This is a genomic window from Nocardia sp. NPDC057227 (genome assembly GCF_042669725.1).
In the GTDB taxonomy this organism is placed as follows: domain Bacteria; phylum Actinomycetota; class Actinomycetes; order Mycobacteriales; family Mycobacteriaceae; genus Nocardia; species Nocardia asteroides_A.
In genome coordinates, this window is sequence record NZ_JBHUXA010000005.1 from 264887 (window position 1) to 283062 (window position 18176).

Consider the following 18176-nt stretch of genomic DNA (forward strand, 5'->3'; position numbering starts at 1 on the left):
GACCTGCTCCTGCTCCCTCGGCTGAGCGCCGGATGTCCCGATGCGCGAGGATCAAACCGGCAACCGCACAGCGTCCCGAAAGGCTCCGATGACCGGCTCCGAGCAGCTCCTGCGCGGCTACCTCAGCGACAACGCCGCCGGTGCGGCGCCGGAGGTGCTCGCCGCGGTGGCCGCCGCCGCGGCCGGGCCCGCCGCGCCGTACGGCAACGACCCGCTCTCGCAGGCGGTGTACCGGCGCTTCGACGAGCTGTTCGAGCGGCCGGTCGCGGTCTTCCCGGTCAGCTCCGGCTCGGCGGCGAACGGCATCGCGCTGGCCGCGCTGACCCCGCCGTGGGGCAGCGTGCTCGCGCACCCGGACGCGCACATCGACAACGACGAGGCGGGCGCGCCGGAGTTCTTCACGAACGGCGCGAAGATCGTCCCGGTCGGCGGGGCGCATTCGAAGATCGACCCGGAGGCGCTGCGCGCCGCGGCCGGCCGCAAGCGCGGCGACGTGCACAGCGTGCAGCCCTCGGTGCTGAGCGTCACCCAGGCCACCGAGACCGGAAGCGTCTACAGCGCGGCCGAGCTCAGGACCCTGACCGGCATCGCGCGCGCGGCCGGGCTGCGCGTGCACATGGACGGCGCGCGCTTCGCCAACGCGCTCGCCGCGCTCGGCGCCACCCCGGCCGAGCTGAGCTGGCGCAGCGGTGTCGACGTGCTCTCCTTCGGCGCCACCAAGAACGGCACCATGACCGCCGACGCCATCGTCTGCTTCGACCCCGCGCTCGCCACCGAACTCGCCTTCCGGCACAAGCGCGGCGGCCAGCTCACCGCCAAGATGCGGTTCCAGACCGCGCAGCTCGGCGCCTACCTCGCCGACGACCTCTGGCTGCGCAGCGCCGCGCACGCCAACGCCATGGCCGAGCGGCTGCGCGCCGGGCTCGCGGTGGCGCCCGGCGTTCGGGTGGCTGGCGAGCTCGGCGCCAACATCCTGTTCTGCCACTTCCCGGCGGCGCTCACCGCCGGGCTGCGCGAGCGCGGCTATGCCTTCTACGCCGACCGCTGGGAGCCGGGGGTGGTCCGGCTGGTCACCTCGTTCGCGCACCGGCCCGCCGATATCGACGACCTGCTCGCCGCGGTGCGCGCGCTGACTCGGAGCGCGTAGCGCACGGTGAGCCAGGGCGTGCGGGCTCCCCGTTACTCCACAGCGGCCTGGACCGGGTCGTCGGCGCCGTGCACCTCCTCGTGCAGCTCCTCCATCCGCCGGTCCAGCTCGCCCGCCACCTGCGCCGCCTCGGCCAGGTCGTCGATGATCCGCGGCGGGACGTCGCCGTCGTACTTGTAGAAGATCTTGTGCTCGAGCGTGGCCCAGAAGTCCATCGCCACGGTGCGGATCTGTAGCTCGACCTTCATGTGCTTGGGGCCGGTGGAGAGGAAGACCGGGATCTCCACGATGGCGTGCAGGCTCTTGTAGCCGTTCGGCTTGGGCCTGGCGATGTAGTCCTTGATCTCCAGCACCCGGACGTCGCTCTGCGCGGTGAGCGTCTCCAGCACCAGGTAGGTGTCGGCGATGAAGCTGCAGGTGATCCGGATGCCGGCGATGTCGGTGAGCTGCGCGCGGATGCTGTCGAGGTCGGCGGGCACGCCTTTGCGCAGCGCCTTCTGCAGCATGCTCGCCGGCGTCTTGACCCGCGAGGTGACGTGCTCGATCGGGTTGTAGTGCCGCAGGTGCATGAACTCCCGACGCAGGATGTTCACCTTGGTCAGCAGCTCGTCGACGGCGAACTGGTGCTCGAGCAGGAACCGCTCGAGCTCGTTGCGCTCGCGGGCGATGAACGTGACCAGTTCCGAATCCACCGTTCCCAGGGTACGGAGTGCGCGGACACCAGCTATCCGGCAGCACGCGCGGTGCGGGGCCGCGAAGCGGGCGGCGCGCATCCTCGAGCCCGGGAATACCGACCAGTGCGCTCATCCGGACCCGCTGTTACCGTAGGCGGGTCCATTGTGACGAAGCCCGCTTTTCGCGGCCACGTCACCGGATTCACGCCCGGGGTTTCCCGGGGTAGGCGGTGCCAGCAGGCTGGGGGAAGCGTGGGGTCGATCGGTCGCGAGTGCGCACCGGCGGCTCCGCGGGCGCGGCCGGATTCCGCACCGACCGTCCCTGGCGTCGTCCTGTTCCCCTGCTTGGAGCCGCGTCTGTGAACACCCCCCGATCCGCCCCGTCCCCGCTGTCCGACGCGCCGACCGGGGGCTGCCCGGTTGCGCACGGTTCGCCCGTCGAGACCGACGGCCCCCGGATCCCGCTGCACACAGCGGAATTCGCGGCCGACCCGCACGGTGCCTACGGCACCATGCGCGCGAAGTACGGGTCGATGGCGCCGATCGAGCTGGCGCCCGGCGTCCCGGCGACGCTGGTGCTCGGCTACCAAGCCGCGGTGCGGATCCTGAACGACCCGGAGCACTTCCCGGCCGACCCGCGCGCCTGGCAGGACAGCATCCCGCCGGATTCCCCGGTCAAGCCGATGCTGGAGTGGTACCCGAACGCGCTGCGCAACAGCGGCCAGGCACACCTGCGCTACCGGCAGGCCTACGTCGCCGCCATCGACGGGATCGACCTGCACGCCCTGCACGCCACCGTGGAGACGATCGCGATCCCGCTGATCAACCAGTTCTGCACCACCGGCTCGGCGGATCTCATCGGGCAGTACGCCTTTCCGCTGGTCTTCGAGGTGTTGAACCGGATGGTCGGCTGCTCGGCCGAGCTCGGCGCGCGGGTGGCGCAGGGCATGGCCATGCTCTTCGACACCGTCGAGGCGGCGCGCGGCATGGAGATGCTGAGCACCGCGCTGCTGGAGCTGATCGCGCTGCGCCGCAGGGAGCCAGGCGACGACGTCACCTCCCGGCTCGCGCATCACCCGGCCGGGCTGGACGACACCGAGATGCTGAGCAACCTGATCAGCTTCTACGGCGCGGGCATCGAACCGCAGCAGAACCTGATCGCGAACACGCTGCTGCTCATGGTGACCGACGACCGGTTCGGCGGGAACATGCTCGGCGGCGCGCTCTCCACGAGGGACGCCCTGGACGAGGTGCTCTTCGACGACCCGCCGATGGCGAACTTCTGCACCTCCTACCCGCGCCAGCCGATCCTGATCGACAACACCTGGCTGCCCGCGCACCAGCCGGTGGTGATCAGCCTCTCCGGCTCGAACAACGACCCGCAGATCCGCGCCGCCGACCACACCGGCAACCGCTCGCACCTGGCCTGGGGCGCGGGCCCGCACGCCTGCCCGGCCAAGTCGGTCGCCTACCTGGTCGTGCAGGAGGCCATCGACCAGCTGCTCGACGCGCTGCCGGATATCGAGCTCGCGGTGCCGGAGGCGGAGTTGCAGCGCCGCCCCGGCCCGTTCCACCGCGCGCTGGCCGGGCTCCCGGTCACCTTCCCGCCGTCCCCACCGATGCACATCCGACAAGGAGCTACCCGACCATGAACGCGATCGCGCTCGACCTGACCGGCGCGGATATCCAGGGCGAGTCGGAGCGGATCCGGGCGGGCGGCGCGGTCGCGCCGGTGCTGCTGCCCGGCGGCGTGCCCGCCTGGTCGGTCACCGACGCGGCGGCGCTGAAGAGCCTGCTCGCCGACCCGCGGGTCTCCAAGGACCCGAGGCAGCACTGGACGGCGTTCCGGGAGGGCTCGATCGACGAGTCCTGGCCGCTGCACCCGTGGGTGGCCGCGGAGAACATGTTCACCGCCTACGGCAGCGAGCACCGGCGGCTGCGCACGCTGGTCTCGCCCGCGTTCACGCACCGGCGCAGCACCGGCATGCGCGAGCGCGTCGTCGAGATCACCACCGAGCTGCTGGACCGGCTGGCGGCCACCCCGGCAGGTGAGATCGCCGACCTGCGAACGAGTTTCGCCTACCCGGTGCCGATCACGGTGATCACCGAGATCCTCGGCGTGCCCGCCGAGCTGGGCGGGCCGCTGCACAGGTGCGTGGACGGCTTCTTCGACACCTCGCTCGGCCCGGAGGCCGCGCAGGCCAACTACATCGAGATGTACGGCCTGGTCACCCAGCTCGTCGCGCACCGCACCGAGCACCCCGGCGACGACGTGACCAGTGTGCTCATCGGCACCAGGGACTCCGACGGCTCGCGGCTCTCCGAGAAGGAGCTCGTGGACACCCTCATGCTGGTGATTAACGCGGGCCACGAGACCACGGTGAACCTGCTCGACCAGGCGATCACCGCGCTGCTCACGCACCCGGAGCAGAAGGCCGACGTCCTGGCCGGGCGGGTGCCGTGGTCGGAGGTGGTGGAGGAGGCGCTGCGCTGGCAGGCCCCGGTCGCGCACCTGCCGCTGCGCTACGCGGTCGCGGAGATCGAGGTCGACGGCACCACGATCCGGCAGGGCGACGCGATCCTCGCCTCCTACGCGGGCGCGGGCCGGGACCCGAAGCTGCACGGCGCCACCGCGGCCCGCTTCGACGTGCACCGGGCGAACAAGGAGCACCTCTCCTTCGGGCACGGCGCGCACCACTGCATCGGCGCGCCGCTGGCCAGGTTGGAGGCGTCGATCGCGCTGCCCGCGCTGTTCGAGCGGTTCCCCGGGCTGCGCTTCGCGGTCGACCCGGCGGAGCTGGTGCCGATGGGCAGCTTCGTCTCCAACGGGCACCAGCGGCTCCCGGTCTACCTGGGCTGAGCGCTACCTGGGCTGAGCGTCGCCACCGCGGCCGTCCGGCGGCGCCTGCTCCGGCCCGCCGCTCCGGGCCGGTGCCAGCGCCGGGCCGGAGGCGGCGGCGCACTGCGGCAGGCAGTCGACCCCGTCGAGGGTCGCGGCGTGCTGCGGCCGGAGCAACGCGGCGGCCAGCACCGCGCCGGTGACCAGCAGCCCCGCGCAGATGGCCATCGCGGTGCCGAACCCGCGGTCGAAGGCGACCGGGTCGTCCAGCGCGTTCGAGAGCCCGGCCAGCCCGGGCAGCGCCGCCACCGCGAGCAGCTGCGCGGTGCGCGCCACCGCGTTGTTCACCCCGGAGGCGATCCCCGCCTCCCCCGCGGGCACCGCGCCGAGCACCGCCCCGGTGAGCGGCGCGACCAGCGCGGCCAGCCCGAGCCCGAAGACCAGCACGCCGGGCAGCACATCGCGCAGGTACGGGCTGTCCGGGCCGATCCGCATGAGCAGCAGCAGCCCCGCGGCCGCGAGCAGCGGCCCCGCGGTCATCGGCAGCCGGGCGCCGTTGCGCTGCGCCCAGCGCCCGGCCGGTGCGGAGAGCGCCAGCATGATCAGCGTGATCGGCACCGTTGCCGCGCCGGAGAGCAGCGGCGAGTACCCGGCGACCAGCTGCAGCTGTAGCACCAGCAGGAAGAAGACGCCGCCGAGCGCGGCGTAGACCGCGAGCGTCACCAGGTTGGCCGCGGTGAACACCCGGGAGGCGAACAGCCGCGGCGGCACCAGCGGATGGTCGCTGCGCAGCTCGATCACCACGAACGCCGCGAGCAGCGCGACTCCCGCGACCAGCAGCAGCGGCTGGGTCTCGATCAGCCCGAAGGTCAGCGCGCCGAGCGCGAGCGCGATCACGAAGGCGCCGGGGATGTCCAGCCGGGCGGGGGCGTCCGGGTCGCGGCTCTCCGGCACGTGTTTGCGCGCGACCAGCACCACGACCAGGGTCAGCGGCACGTTCAGGAAGAAGAGCGAGCGCCAGCCCGCGAGGTCGATGAGCCAGCCGCCGAGGAACGGCCCGAGCGCCCCCGCCACCCCGCCGAACCCGGACCACAGCCCGATCGCCGCGCCCTGGTCCCTCCGGTCCAGCGAGGCCGAGATGAGCGCCAGGCTGCCCGGGGTCAGCATGGCGCCCGCGACGCCCTGCAGGATCCGCGCCGCCACCAGCATCTCGATACTGGTCGCGGCGCCGCAGAGCACCGAGGTGATGCCGAAGGCGATCGCGCCCCAGACGAAGACCCGGCGCCTGCCGAGCCGGTCCCCGAGCGAGCCGCCGAGCAAGATGAACGAGGCCAGCGTCAGGGTGTAGCCGTTCAGCGTCCACTGCAGCCCGGCGACATCGGTGTCCAGCGATTCGCCGATCCGCGGCAGCGCGATATTGACGACGGTCGCGTCCAGCGAGGCGACCGACGAGCCGAGCACGGTCGCGAGCACGATCCAGCGGCCTGCGACCGAAGCCAGCCGGGGAAGCTCGGGGGTTGCCACCCGCTCAACCTAGCCCCGGCGATGGATGGCCGTATGCCCTCCGGTGACACGGAGCAGTTCGAGTTTCCCCGCGTCCGGCGAGCCCGCCGCCGCGGTGTAGGTGACCAGTCGCAGGTCGGCGCCGGGCACCAGCAGCACATCGCAGTCCATGGTGATCTCGCCGACCTCGGGATGCGTGATGGTCTTGCGCTCGCTGGCGTGCGGCTGCGGCGGGGTCGGGGCGGACCAGAGCCGGGCGAACTCGGCCGATTCGGCGCGCAGGTCGCGGATCAGGTCGGTGAGGTGCGGGTCGGCCGGGTACCGGGCGGCGGCGTCCTTGAGGTCGGCGACGATCGACGCGGCGAAGGCGTCCGTTCCGTGCTCGGAGCGCATGGGGTGCAGGGCCGCCGCGTACGGGCCGAAGAGGAGCCGGGCCAGGTTGCGCTCGGCGGGCGGCAGCTGGGCGGGGTCGCCGTGCAAGGCGGACCAGTGCGGGTTCCAGGAGACCAGGCCCCACGCCGCGGTGAAGACGCCGATCGGCACGTCGCCGAGGCGAGCCACCAGCCGCTGCACCCCCGCCGGGACGTGGTTGCCGACCGTCCCGTCGCGCGGTGGGAGCAGCCCGGCCGCGCGGAAGAGTTCGTCGCGCTCGGCGCGGGAGAGTTGCAGTGCGCGGGCCAGGGCCCCGACCACCTGCGCCGACGGACTGGTCGCGCGGCCCTGCTCCAGCCGCAGCACGTAGTCGACCGAGATTCCCGCCAGTTGGGCGAGTTCCTCGCGCCTGAGTCCCGGGGCCCGGCGCCTGCCCGCCGGCAGCCCGGCGTCTGCCGGGTCGAGCCGGTCGCGCCAAGCGTGTAACAGCGGGCCGAAGGACATGGCTCCCATTCTGGCCTGCCCTCGAGCGAACAGCCTGGGTACCGCCGATACCTACCAAGACCGGCCGGATCGGCAGACGAACGATGTCGGAGGCTGTCTTATGATGCGTGGGAGGAACTGCGCAAGGGGGGCGGCATGTTCGAGTTGCGGGTCGATGTGGGCCAGCTGCGTGATGCGGCGCGGTTCATCTCCGAGAGAGCCCAGGTCATCAGGGACAGGCTGCAGATCTTGGATGCGACGGTGGGGCGGGAATTGTTGTTGGATGGTTGGCAGGGAATTGCGGCGTCTGTCTACGACGAATCGTGGGTGGAGTGGAAGCAGGGTGCCGAGGAGGTCGTCGCGGCCCTCGAGGTGTCCGCGACGAAGCTACTGGTCGCGGCCGACGAGTACGAAGCACGCGACTCCGCCAACAGTGACGCGATCAACCGCGCCGGCGAGCAGGTGTAGGGGATGTCGGGCGACAACAGCTATCGGGTGAATCTCACACAACTCGATGAAGCGATCACCACGATGGCCGCCTTCGGCACCGAGGTCGAGGGGTGGCTGCAGGAGGTCGACGCCAAGGTTGCCGAGCTACATCTGTCGTGGTCGAGCCCAGCCGCACAGGCACAACGTGACGTGCATGATCGTTGGATGGCCGGGGCCGAGGAGATGCGGGAGAACCTCGACGAATTGCGTGCGGTAGCCCGCCGTGCGCATACGAGTTACACCACCGCGGTCCAGACCAACGTGGAGATGTGGCCGCAGTGACCCCGACACCCACGGTGCCGATCATCGTGTGCCGGGCGAACGAGTACACCTCCGCCGGGGAGGTATTCGGCCAGATATCCGCCGATTGTACGACCACCCACTCCGGATTGTTCAGGGTGCTGACGGCACACCAGGGGATGGCCGGCAACGACAGCGTCGGCGAGCAGTGGGCGGCAGGCTACGACGAAGCCGCCCAGCTCGCGCTGTCGACCTCGTCGAATCTGACCACCGCGTGTGGGCAGACCAGAGACCTGATCGTTGTCAGTGCCTACAACCATCAGGTCGCTGAGGCGACCGCCAGCCTTCGAGCACTGCCGGATCCTCCGGCACCGTCGCTGTCGGTGGACCCGTGCCTTCCCGAGACCGCGGCTCCGGCGGCGGGGGACGGTATGCCGGAGCCGTTCGGGTGGTCGCTCATCAAGGATCTGGTCGGGTGGGCGTGGCCCAACGGGCATCAGGACCAATTGAATTCCGTCAAGACTGCGTGGCACACGGCCTCGTCGGATTTCCGGACGGTGGCCGGCACGGTCCCGAACGCGGTCGATCTGCTGAGAAATCAGCAGTCCGCCGAGATCGAGATCGGGGTACAGACCTGTATCACTCGTCAAGCCGATCTCAACGAGTTGGCGGACTCCTGTCAGGCGCTGGGCGACGCATGCGGTGAGTACGCGCACCATCTCGATGATGCTCATTCTCGGATCCTCGAAGAGCTCAGAGACATCGCCGTCGAAACTGTCGCCGCGGAAGCGGTCTTCTTGGCATTGGCGCCGGTCACGGCGACAGTTTCGGAATGGGTCGGCAACACAGCGCTGGCCGTCCGCATAGCCGCCAAGGCCCGCCGGATCGCCACGATCATCGGCGAGCTCGCGGCACGGGTAGCCAGGATCGTCACCGATGTCGTCAGGCCACTCGTCGAACGAATGAAACCGCTTGTCGACAAGGTTCGGTCGTGGGTCCAGGCAGCCCGGGGGAAGTTCCTCGGTCGCAGCGGCCCCAACGCCCTGTTCTCGCGTGGCGGAGCGTTGACCAATCGTGAAGTGATGGACGGCGATATCGGTCTGCCCAGAACTATGGAGACGATCGAGGAATACGCCCGATTGGCCGGTATCGACCTTCGCGGCGCGAAGATCGAGATCCTCGACGACGCCGATACGATCTCCTACCTCGACTTCCAGGGTGCGATAGCCAGGACCGACGCCCAGGGAGTACAGCTGGGACCGGCATCCTTTCAGGATCCGGAGACACTGGTACGTACGCTGGCCCATGAAAATGTGCATGTCCGTCAATACGCGGAAGGCAAGATCAATTCGATGACAAGCGGCCTGGAGGACGAGGCATACGCGGCCGAGGACGCGTTCGTCGAGACCTGGCGGAGGAACACACCATGACCGAAGAGCTTTCGCGACTGGTCGTCGAGCGGGTCGATGTTCTCCCGAGCCGGGCCGGGTGGATGTTCGTTACCGGCGTGCTCTCGGGCGAGCCGGTCAATATCGGCGATCGAGTGGCCATCCAGAACGGCGAGCTGTCGACGATCACGACGATCAAATCGATCGAGCTGCACAGCCGGCCCGGGCTGACGACGATCGTGTTGGATTCCGACCTGCGTTCCATCGTCACCGTCGGCACCGTGATCCAGCGTCGGGAATGACAGCGTGCGAATGGATTCGAACTCGGTCGGTTCGATTTCGGGTGGGGAAGGTGCGCAGCGGTGACCGATTTACAGGAATGGGAACGCCGACTCGAGCGGGAACTCGCCGAGATCCGTCGCAGTGGTGACCGGCTGGCCGATGCCGTCGCCGCCGTGCGGGGTCGCGGCGACGGGCGCGGTGTCCTCGTCGAGGTCGACGCCGGCGGCGACATCACCGATCTCCGGATCGCCCCCGGCGCCATGCGCTCGAGTAGCAACCAACTCACCGCCGCGCTGCTCGACTGCCACCGTAGGGCGCGGGCCGATGCGAAAAGCAAAGTCGACCGGCTGCTCGACACGGCCGACCCCCGCATTCACGACCAGATCCAACGGCTGCACGCGCGACAACCGCTCGATAACCGCGGGCGATCACTCTCGGACGAGGAAATCCGGGCCGCCGACGATGCCTACTTCGAACGCAGAAACCGCGACGGCTGGACCGATGCCCGCTGACCGGGCGTCCTGATCTCCCCCTAGGCGATGCTTCTGAACCGGCCACTCGGTAGACGCGCCAGTTCCGAGCGATCGGCCGCGGGCCGATTTCCGGGCGCGTCGCGCCGAATAGCCTGGGTACCGCCGGTCCGTACGTTGCGCCGGACCCTGGTTGCGAGCCGGGCACGCGCCGAAGGTGGACCCATGCACACCCTCGTCATGACCGGAGCGACCGGCGGCATCGGCCGGATCGCCGCCGAACACATGCTCACCGAGCCCGACCTGCACCTGGTGGTCCTCGCCCGCGACCCCGCCACCGTCGACCCGCGCGCCACCGCGATCCCCGCCGACCTCCGCTCGCTCGCGAGCATCCGCACCGCCGCCGAGCGGATCACCGCCCTGCTCGACAGCGGCGACCTGCCCCCGCTGCACGGCTTCGCGGGCAATGCGGGCATCCAGTACACGAACGCGACCACCACCGGCGAGGACGGCTACGAGGCCACCTTCGCCGTCAACGTGCTCGCCAACCACCTGCTGCTCCGGCTCTTGGAGAAGCGGTTCACCGCCCCGGCGCGCATCGTGCTCACCGGCAGCGACACCCACTTCGGCGACCTGAGGCACAACCTCGGCCTGGTCCCGGCCCCGGTCTGGCAGGACCCGGCCACCCTCGCCCGCCCCGCCGCCTTCCGCCGCCCGGCGAGCACCGCCGCGGGCCGCACCGCCTACTCCACCAGCAAACTCGCCGTGCAGTACCTCGTGCACGAGTGGGCCCGCCGGTTGCCCGCCGGCGTCGACATCGTCTCCTACAACCCGGGTTTCGTTCCCGGCACCGGACTGGCCCGCAACGCCGGAGCCTTCGAACGCCTCGTCGCCAGGCGCGCGCTCCCCGCCCTCGCCCGCACCCCGCTCGCCACCGACATGACCACGGCCGGAGCACAGTTGGCGGCGGTGCTGCTCGGCAAGGTCACCGCCCCGACCGGCGGGTACATCGATCGCGATCGCGAGGTGCGGTCGTCCCCCGAGTCCTACGACGAGCAGCGCGAGCGGCAGCTGTTCGCCGCGCTGGAGGAATTCCTCGCGTAGCTGTCCCCTTTTCGACCGACACCGCGGCGGGCCCGGCATCGCTACCGTCTCTCGACGGACCGTCGGGAGGGGATGCCGGTGCTCGCCACCAGCCGCGCACAGGGGATCGACCAGAACAACCAGCAGGGCAAGTTCGGCGCGGACTACGTGCGGGTGCTCGCCTCGGCGGCGGGGTTGCTCTGGACCCAGGACGATGTGGACCTGGACGGGGTCGACCTGTGCCTGAAACTGCCGGGGCGCACACCGCGTGGGTTCTCGCCGCGGATCGATGTGCAGGTCAAGACGGTGCGTAGGCCACTGATCCAGAACGGGGTGCTCGCCTTCGACGGGCTCAGCGCACCGCAGTACAACCGGCTGGCCGGGGCCGGGTCGATCGTGCCGCGCTACCTGTTCGTCGTGCACGTGCCGACGAAGACCGGCGAGTACGCCGCCGTGCTCAGCGCCGGGCTGCTGCTCCGCAATATCGGCTACTACCTGCCGCTGAGCGACCAGCCGCCGCTCGCCGCCTGCGACAAGCGGCAGAGCATCCGGGTCCGGATCCCGCTCGGCAACGTGCTGACCGCGGAGAGCCTGCGCAGCCTCGTCGCCGGTAGCGCCGTGGTCCCGGCGGAGTAGCCGGTGCAGCCACCGCCGATCGGCGATATCACCGGCTACCTGCGCGCCACCGGCTGGACCGGCACCGGGCAGTGGCGGGGCGCCGAGGTCTGGAGCCGGGACGAATTCGACGTGCTGATCCCGCCCGCGGGCGAGCTGCCCGACAGCGCCGCCCGGCTCAGGGAGCTCACCCGCTGCGTCGCCGACGCCGAGCGGCGGACGCCCGCCGCGGTCTGGCGCGACCTGGGCCGGGTCCGCTTCGACGTGATCGGCTACCGCGGCGCCGAGCCCACCGAATCGTTGCCCGCCGGGCTGCGCGCGGTCCAGGCCGTGCGCGACCTGCTCGCGCACTCGGCGCGCGAGGCGCTCGGCGACGACGGCTCCGCCGGCGACCTGCTCGACCGCGCCCGGATCGCCGTCGGCGACGAACTCTTCGGCGTCGACCTGGTCCTCCCCGCCGACAGCGGCCGCCGCACCGTGCTCCGGCTGCTGCGCACCTGCACTGCGGTGCGGCGGGCAGCCGACACCGGAACCGCCCCCGACGGCGTGCCGGAGCCGGTCTGCCTCGCCGTCGCCGACCTGGCCGGAACCGGGCGCGCCTGCGCCTTCGAGCTGGCCTTCCGATGGTCGCCGCTCGATCCGCGCCCGCACGAGGTGATCACCTTCCCGGCCGGGGCCGGCGCGCGCATCCACGCCGCCGCCACCGTCGCCGAATCCGCGACCGCCGTCGTCGCCGGGCCGGTCACCGGCCTCTTCGACGACGAGGAGGGCGAGCGCAGGCTGATCCGGGTGCGCGGCGTGCTCGAACTGGACGGCACCGCCACCGGACGCCGCCGCACCGTCCCGGTCCGGCTCGCCACCGAGACCGACTACGAACGCGCCCTCGCCGCACACCGGGACGGCCGGTCCGTGCGCGCCGAGGGCACCGTCACCGACGGCCGCACCCGCGGCATCGCCGCCGCCCCCGGCGGTTTCACCGTCCTCGACCACCCCTGACCCCGACAGAACGGAACCCCGCATGTCCGACCGGTTGACCCTCACCCAGCGCTGCGTCCTGCTCGTCCTGCTGGCCGAGGCGAGGGAGCTCACCAATGCCGAGTTGTACGGGCTCGCCGGGTTGCGGTTGGAGAAGCCGCAGCGGGAGCAGCTGAACGAGCGGGGGTTGATCGCCAGCACCAAGGTGGGCCGCACGTACGCGCACGAGCTCACCGATCGCGGGGCGGTGTGGTGCGCCGAGGAGATGACCGGGCCGAGGCCCGCGCGCTCCGGGCCCGCAGGTGGTGCGCTGTACGCGGTGCTCAACGGGTTGCGCAGGCATCTGGACGGGAGTGGTCAGGTGGTGGCCGAGATCTTCCGGCCGGATGTGCCAAGCCGGGTGGTTGCGGCGTATGCGGCGGTGGCCAAGGGAACGGAGAACCCGATTCGGCTCGCGGTGCTGCGCGAGCGGTTGACCGATGTGTCGCGGGCCGAATTCGACGGTGCGGTCGAGCGACTGGCCGGCCGCCCGGGTGTTCACGTGCACGGTGAAGCGGACCAGAAGACGCTGACCGACCGCGATCACGACGCCGCAGTGGTACTCGGTGGCACCGCGCGCCATGTGCTCACCATCGAGGCGGCCCGGTGAGCGACGAGCAGTATCAGGCTCTTGCCTCGCTGGTCTTCAGTAGCGCGCTGACACCGGATGGGATCTGGAGTCCGCTAAGTCATCACGTTGACGGATTGCATCCACACGCGAGTGCGGCAGTGGAGCGAGCGGTTCGCGCAGCCGCAACGAACCCCCATCGGCCGCCGACCGGCCTGGTACTGAGTGGCCAGCACGGTGTCGGCAAGACGCACATGCTCGGATGGCTCCGCCAGCTCGTCGAGCAGCAAATGGGCGGCACCTTCTTCATGCCTAAGATCATCGACGGTGCCTCGTACTGGGCCGGGGCGGTGCACGGCATCGTCACCCGGCTGTTGAGTGCCGAGGGCGGCCGGCTCACGTGGATGCTCGGTGAGCTCGCCGAACGGTCCGGGTGCGACAAAGAGCTGACGATGCGCATGCGGGGCAATCTCGAGGTACAGCGCCCGCACCTCGACGCCTTTCTCGAACGGGTCGAGGAACTCGACATCCAGGTGGTGACAGAGTGCGTGGACACGCTTCGGGCCTTGGTGCTTTATCGCACCCGCCGGCACCGCGATATCGGGCTCAGCTACCTCGCTCTCGATGACGGAATCGACGAATCCGCCCGCGTCGAGTGGGGTTTCCGGCAGCGGAGCAAGCCCCCGCAGCTCGTTTTCCGCGACCTGTGCCGGCTGTTCGCGCTCGCCGGACCGGTCGTGATCGCAATCGACCAGATCGATACTGTCATCGCGCAATCGGATCAGGACGACGAAGATGCGCTGGCAAACCGCCTCGCCGACGGCTTGATGCGCATGCGGGAGGAGACGACCCGCACCGTCATCGTGGTCGCGTGCATCCACAATTCCTGGCAGCTCATCACACAGCGGGGAGTGAATTCCGCCGCCGATCGTTTCAGCGTGCTCCGGCTCTCGACGAGAATGCCGGGCGGTGATATGGCCCGGGCCATCGTCGAGCGGCACCTGGGCGGACTGTACGGCGACATCGGTTTCGAACCGCCGCACCCGACATGGCCGGTGCTGCCGACGGCGTTCGACCAGCCGGTGATTTTGAACTACACCCCGCGTCGGCTACTCCAACAACTCGACAGACATGTCGCACAGTGCCTGGCGCAGAACGTCATCACCGAACTCACGGACTTCGGCGCGGCTGGAGACGAGGCGCCGCCGCCCACGGTCGATGCGGGAAATCTCGCAGCACTGGACTCCCGATTCGCCACACTGCACGAGTCCGCCGACGTGATCCGCCCCCTCGACCCCCGCTACGAGGACGAGCGCATGGTCGCCCTGCTCAACGCCGCCCTGCAGTCGTACGTACTGGAGCAGAACCGCGGCAGCCAGGAACTCACCATCGACCCGGACCGCACCGTCTCCCCCGCCCTGCACGCCCGCCTCCGCCGCACCCTGGACGAGGCCAGCGAGGACGAGGAGCACTGGAGCTTCCGGGCCATCGCGCACAGCCACCACCGCGCCGTGCTGGCCCGGCTGCGCTCGGCCTCGCTGGAGGCGGGGATCCAGCCGAACGCGGCCAAGCGGCACCTGGTGGTGCTGCGCAACTCCACCTTCTCCACCGGGCCGGTCACCACGACCACGCTGGCCGATTTCGAGGCGGCACGCGGTGTGGCGGTGCCGATCTCGGCCGCCGATCTCAAGACGTTCACCGCGCTGGAGACGCTGCTCGCCGAGCGCGCACCCGGATTGGCGGGGTGGTTGGCGGCGCGGCGCCCGGCCAGCGGTACCGAGCTGTTCCTGCGGATCTTCGGCGAGCCGGGAAACGGTCACCATCCGCCGGACGCCGGCGGCCGGACACCCGAGCTGCCGGACCGCGAAGAACCGACACCCGTCCAGCAGAGCGTCGACGAGCCGGTGACCGACCCGTCGGGCACCGGGAACCCGGTCGAGCCGGACAACCCGGACGAGCCCACCGTGCTCCTCGGCCGCAAGACTCAAACGGGCAAAGACCTCCGCACCCCACTGGTCCTCCTGCGCAAACACACCGCCGTCTTCGCGGGCAGCGGCTCCGGCAAGACCGTCCTCCTCCGCCGCCTCGTAGAAGAGGCGGCCCTGCACGGCGTCTCGTCCATCCTGATCGACACCAACAACGACCTCGCCCGCCTCGGCGACAGCTGGCCAACCCCACCGGCGAGCTGGATCGAGGGCGACGCCGAGCGTTCGGCCCGCTACCTGGACGGCACCGACGTGGTGATCTGGACCCCGAGGCGCGAGACCGGCAACCCGATCGCGCTGAACCCACTGCCCGACTTCGCCGGCGTCCTGGACGACCAGGACGAGTTCCGCATCGCCATCGACGCCTCGGTGGCCGGCCTGCTCCCCCGCACCGGGCTCACCGGACGCCGCACCGCGACCGGGAAGGCGGTGCTGATCCAGGCCCTGACGAAGTTCGCCAGGGACGGCGGCAGCGACCTCGGCGAGTTCGTCGACCTTCTCGGCGACCTGCCCGACGGGGTCAGCACCATCCGGGACGCGGCCAAGCTGGCGAGCGGCATCGCCGACGAACTCGCCGCCGCCACCATCAACGACCCGGTCTTCGGCGGCGCGGGCACCCGGCTCGACCCCGGCATGCTGCTCACCCCGCGCCCGGGTAAGCGGGCCAGGATCTCGGTGATCAGCTGCATCGGGCTGCCGGTGGACGAGCAGCGGCAGACCTTCGTGAACCAGCTCCAGCTCGCGCTCTTCGCCTGGATCAAGCGCAATCCGGCGGGGGATCGCCCGCTCGGCGGGCTGCTGGTGCTTGACGAGGCGCAGACCTTCGTCCCGCAGGGCAGGACCGTGGTCTCCAGCGAGAGCACGCTGCAGCTGGCGGCGCAGGCGCGCAAGTACGGGCTCGGCATGGTGTACGCGACGCAGGCGCCGAAGGGTTTGGACAACCGGGTCACCGGCAATGCGGCCATCCAGTTCTTCGGCAGGCTGAACGCCCCGGTCCAGATCCAGGCCGCCATGGAGCTGGCCAGGGCCAAGGGCGGCCAGGTCGACGACATCGCCCGGCTCGGCGCGGGCAGCTTCTACGGCACCTCCGAGGGCACCGGCTTCGCCCGGCTGGCGGTGCCCATGTGCCTGAGCCACCACCCCGCCAGCGCCCTCACCGAGGACGAGGTCCTGGCCCGAGCCCGCACCACCCGCCCCTGACCCCTCAGAACGGAAACTGCACCTCCAGCTCCCCGCCGAACCACCGCGCCCCGTGCTCCCGCATCCGCCTGCTGTACACCGGGTGCCCGACCAGCGCGGTGTACTCCGGGAAGTCGAACTCCAGCACCCCGGCGGTGTCCCCGAGGTAGACGTCGAAGCCGGGGTACATGAGCCCCAGGTAGGGCAGGTCGTCGAAGTCGAGCGCGAGGACGGGGTACTCGCCGGTGCCGTCGACCGGGCCGACGGCGAGCAGGCGGCGGGAGTCCGAGCCGCCGGGGAGCAGGAAGCACTCGTCGAAACGTTCGGCGAGACCGGCGAATTCGGGCGCCCAGGCGGCGCCCATCTCGTCGGCGACGAAGCGGTCCAGCGGGCGCGGGGCGAAGGTGCCGTCGGCGGCGAACCAGCCGTGCCGCGCCAGCAGCCCGGTGTCGTAGCCGAGCCAGGTGCGCAGGCCGGGGCTCACCGGCCGGCCGGAGGGGAAGACGGCGTCGGCGAGTTCGTCGGCGGGCATGGGCCGGGGTGCGCCGGTCACCCACGGCACGGGGTAGTGGTCGAGCACGGAGGCGGTGGGGTGGCAGCGCACCACCTCGAGCACCCGTTCGACGAGCGGAACGCCGTGCATGGGGTCGGGCATGCCGGGAGGATAGCTTCGTATTCTGTTGCCATGCGCACCCACTCACCCGAGTCTGCCGCCGCTAACAAGCTGACCGCACGCTGGGCCGCTACGGCTGGATCGAGCGATTTCGCGATCTCCGGAGCGGGGGTGTGGCCGTTGCTGGCGCTGCTCACCGGCGCCGCCGAGGGGCAGGCGCGCACCGAGCTGGAGGCCGCGCTCGGCATTCCCGCGACGGTGGCGCACGCGGGCGGGCTGCGGCTGCTGGAGCTGCTGGCGAACTCGCTCGACCTCTCCGCCGCGCTCGGCTTCTGGGTGCGCGACGGGCTGCCGCTGCGCCCGGAGTGGCGCGCGTCGGTGCCCGCGGGGACGGTCGCGCCGCTCACCGGGCAGCAGGCCCTCGACGACTGGGCCCGCCGCTACACGAAGGGGCTGATCGAGCGCTTCCCGCTCACCGTCGACCGGGGCACGCTGCTGGTACTGGCCACCGCGCTCGCCGCTGACCTGCGGTGGCGCAACGAATTCCAGAAGACCACGCTCTCCCCGGAGGACGGCCCGTGGCGCGGGCAGCGGACGGCGGGGCTCACCCGCACGGTCCCGTGGGTCACCGATATCGCGGTGCTCGACGCCGAGACGCCGGTGACGCGGCTGGTGGTCGATGGCGTCGGCGACGCCGACGTGCACCTGCTGCTCGGCCCGGAGCAGCCCGGCGCGGTGCTCGGCGCGGGAATCGCCGCACTCGCCGACGCGGTCCCGGTGCGCACCGGGCTGAATGCCGACGGCCCCGGGCTCATCAGGGAAGAGGTGTACGGCCACCAGCAGCGGGATTCGCTGCGGGCCGAGCTGCCGAGTTTCCAGGTCCGCTCGCAGCACGACCTGCTCGAGCGGCCGGAGCTGTTCGGGCTGCGCGCGGCGCTGGACCCGACCCGCGGGCACTTCCCCGGCCTCTCGCCGGAGCCGCTCGCGGTGCAGCAGGGGGCGCAGGGCGTGCTGGCCGAGTTCGGCGCGACCGGCTTCACGGCGGCGGCGGTGAGCGCGTTCGGGATGCGGGCCGGGTCGGCCAGGCCGGCGCTGCCGCCGAAGCGCACGACGACCGCGCTGCGGGTGCGGTTCGACCGCCCCTTCGGTTTCCTGCTCGTGCACCGGGCCGGCGGGCTCGCGGTGGTGGCCGGGTGGGTGGCGACTTGCCCTGGAGTGCACTCCAGGTAATA

Annotated in this window: 19 protein-coding genes; 14 read left to right on the forward strand and 5 right to left on the reverse strand. The window is 71.0% G+C overall.

Going from position 1 to position 18176, the window contains the following annotated elements; genetic code table 11:
* Window positions 1-88 precede the first annotated feature (88 nt).
* Window positions 89-1147 carry a threonine aldolase family protein gene (locus ACFUJ1_RS10810; protein ID WP_378644660.1) on the forward strand — a complete coding sequence of 353 codons (1059 nt, stop codon included), beginning with the start codon at window positions 89-91 and terminating at the stop codon, window positions 1145-1147.
* Between the two features lie 32 nt (window positions 1148-1179).
* Here ACFUJ1_RS10810 and ACFUJ1_RS10815 read toward each other — a convergent pair whose 3' ends face one another.
* Window positions 1180-1839 carry a GTP pyrophosphokinase family protein gene (locus ACFUJ1_RS10815; protein WP_378644662.1) on the reverse strand — a complete coding sequence of 220 codons (660 nt, stop codon included), beginning with the start codon at window positions 1837-1839 and terminating at the stop codon, window positions 1180-1182.
* 341 nt (window positions 1840-2180) lie between these two features.
* Here ACFUJ1_RS10815 and ACFUJ1_RS10820 point away from each other — a divergent pair, with 341 nt between their 5' ends.
* Both ACFUJ1_RS10820 and ACFUJ1_RS10825 read left to right on the forward strand, forming a co-directional pair.
* The gene (locus ACFUJ1_RS10820) at window positions 2181-3473 is read left to right on the forward strand and encodes a cytochrome P450 (RefSeq protein WP_378644664.1); all 1293 of its coding nucleotides are present in this window, start codon (window positions 2181-2183) and stop codon (window positions 3471-3473) included.
* Window positions 3470-4681: a cytochrome P450 gene (locus tag ACFUJ1_RS10825; RefSeq protein WP_378644666.1), complete on the forward strand. Its 1212-nt coding sequence runs from the start codon at window positions 3470-3472 to the stop codon at window positions 4679-4681. The genes ACFUJ1_RS10820 and ACFUJ1_RS10825 overlap by 4 nt, the downstream gene beginning before the upstream one ends.
* A 3-nt stretch (window positions 4682-4684) precedes the next feature.
* Here the strand turns inward: ACFUJ1_RS10825 and ACFUJ1_RS10830 are convergent, their stop codons facing one another.
* Together ACFUJ1_RS10830 and ACFUJ1_RS10835 are read right to left on the reverse strand one after the other, a co-directional pair.
* Window positions 4685-6184, reverse strand: a complete 1500-nt coding sequence (locus tag ACFUJ1_RS10830) for an MFS transporter (RefSeq protein WP_378644668.1) — start codon at window positions 6182-6184, stop codon at window positions 4685-4687.
* 9 nt (window positions 6185-6193) lie between these two features.
* Complete coding sequence (locus ACFUJ1_RS10835; protein WP_378644670.1) at window positions 6194-7039, reverse strand: helix-turn-helix transcriptional regulator; 846 nt, start codon at window positions 7037-7039, stop codon at window positions 6194-6196.
* Between the two features lie 135 nt (window positions 7040-7174).
* On the opposite strand from ACFUJ1_RS10835, the gene ACFUJ1_RS10840 reads away from it, so the two are divergent.
* The 9 genes from ACFUJ1_RS10840 to ACFUJ1_RS10880 all read left to right on the forward strand — a co-directional run bounded on the left by ACFUJ1_RS10840 (window position 7175) and on the right by ACFUJ1_RS10880 (window position 13209).
* Complete coding sequence (locus tag ACFUJ1_RS10840; protein ID WP_378644672.1) at window positions 7175-7486, forward strand: WXG100 family type VII secretion target; 312 nt, start codon at window positions 7175-7177, stop codon at window positions 7484-7486.
* A 3-nt stretch (window positions 7487-7489) separates the two neighbouring features.
* Complete coding sequence (locus tag ACFUJ1_RS10845; protein WP_378644674.1) at window positions 7490-7789, forward strand: WXG100 family type VII secretion target; 300 nt, start codon at window positions 7490-7492, stop codon at window positions 7787-7789.
* Window positions 7777-9177 (forward strand): hypothetical protein, encoded by a 1401-nt coding sequence (locus ACFUJ1_RS10850; protein WP_378644676.1) that lies wholly within the window; start codon window positions 7777-7779, stop codon window positions 9175-9177. The genes ACFUJ1_RS10845 and ACFUJ1_RS10850 overlap by 13 nt, the downstream gene beginning before the upstream one ends.
* On the forward strand, window positions 9174-9437 hold the full coding sequence (locus ACFUJ1_RS10855; RefSeq protein WP_378644678.1) for a hypothetical protein: 264 nt from the start codon (window positions 9174-9176) through the stop codon (window positions 9435-9437). Before ACFUJ1_RS10850 ends, ACFUJ1_RS10855 begins: the two co-directional genes overlap by 4 nt.
* 60 nt (window positions 9438-9497) lie before the next feature.
* Window positions 9498-9929 (forward strand): hypothetical protein, encoded by a 432-nt coding sequence (locus ACFUJ1_RS10860; protein ID WP_378644680.1) that lies wholly within the window; start codon window positions 9498-9500, stop codon window positions 9927-9929.
* Between the two features lie 183 nt (window positions 9930-10112).
* Complete coding sequence (locus ACFUJ1_RS10865; protein WP_378644682.1) at window positions 10113-10991, forward strand: SDR family NAD(P)-dependent oxidoreductase; 879 nt, start codon at window positions 10113-10115, stop codon at window positions 10989-10991.
* 78 nt (window positions 10992-11069) lie between these two features.
* Entirely contained in the window at window positions 11070-11606 is a 537-nt protein-coding gene (locus tag ACFUJ1_RS10870) for a DUF4365 domain-containing protein (RefSeq protein WP_378644684.1), read from the forward strand.
* 3 nt (window positions 11607-11609) lie between these two features.
* Window positions 11610-12581: a hypothetical protein gene (locus tag ACFUJ1_RS10875; protein WP_378644685.1), complete on the forward strand. Its 972-nt coding sequence runs from the start codon at window positions 11610-11612 to the stop codon at window positions 12579-12581.
* Window positions 12582-12603: 22 nt separating this feature from the next.
* Window positions 12604-13209: a hypothetical protein gene (locus ACFUJ1_RS10880; RefSeq protein ID WP_378644686.1), complete on the forward strand. Its 606-nt coding sequence runs from the start codon at window positions 12604-12606 to the stop codon at window positions 13207-13209.
* Between the two features lie 74 nt (window positions 13210-13283).
* Here ACFUJ1_RS10880 and ACFUJ1_RS10885 read toward each other — a convergent pair whose 3' ends face one another.
* Window positions 13284-14168 carry a hypothetical protein gene (locus ACFUJ1_RS10885; RefSeq protein WP_378644688.1) on the reverse strand — a complete coding sequence of 295 codons (885 nt, stop codon included), beginning with the start codon at window positions 14166-14168 and terminating at the stop codon, window positions 13284-13286.
* Between ACFUJ1_RS10885 and ACFUJ1_RS10890 the strand changes: the two genes are divergently transcribed.
* A complete protein-coding gene (locus ACFUJ1_RS10890) occupies window positions 14142-16352 on the forward strand; it encodes an ATP-binding protein (RefSeq protein WP_378644690.1) in 2211 nt (736 codons plus the stop codon). The two genes, ACFUJ1_RS10885 and ACFUJ1_RS10890, sit on opposite strands and share 27 nt — an antisense overlap.
* 4 nt (window positions 16353-16356) lie before the next feature.
* Here ACFUJ1_RS10890 and ACFUJ1_RS10895 read toward each other — a convergent pair whose 3' ends face one another.
* Window positions 16357-16986: a hypothetical protein gene (locus ACFUJ1_RS10895; protein WP_378644692.1), complete on the reverse strand. Its 630-nt coding sequence runs from the start codon at window positions 16984-16986 to the stop codon at window positions 16357-16359.
* Window positions 16987-17016: 30 nt separating this feature from the next.
* Between ACFUJ1_RS10895 and ACFUJ1_RS10900 the strand changes: the two genes are divergently transcribed.
* Window positions 17017-18174: a serpin family protein gene (locus ACFUJ1_RS10900; protein WP_378644694.1), complete on the forward strand. Its 1158-nt coding sequence runs from the start codon at window positions 17017-17019 to the stop codon at window positions 18172-18174.
* Window positions 18175-18176 lie beyond the last annotated feature (2 nt).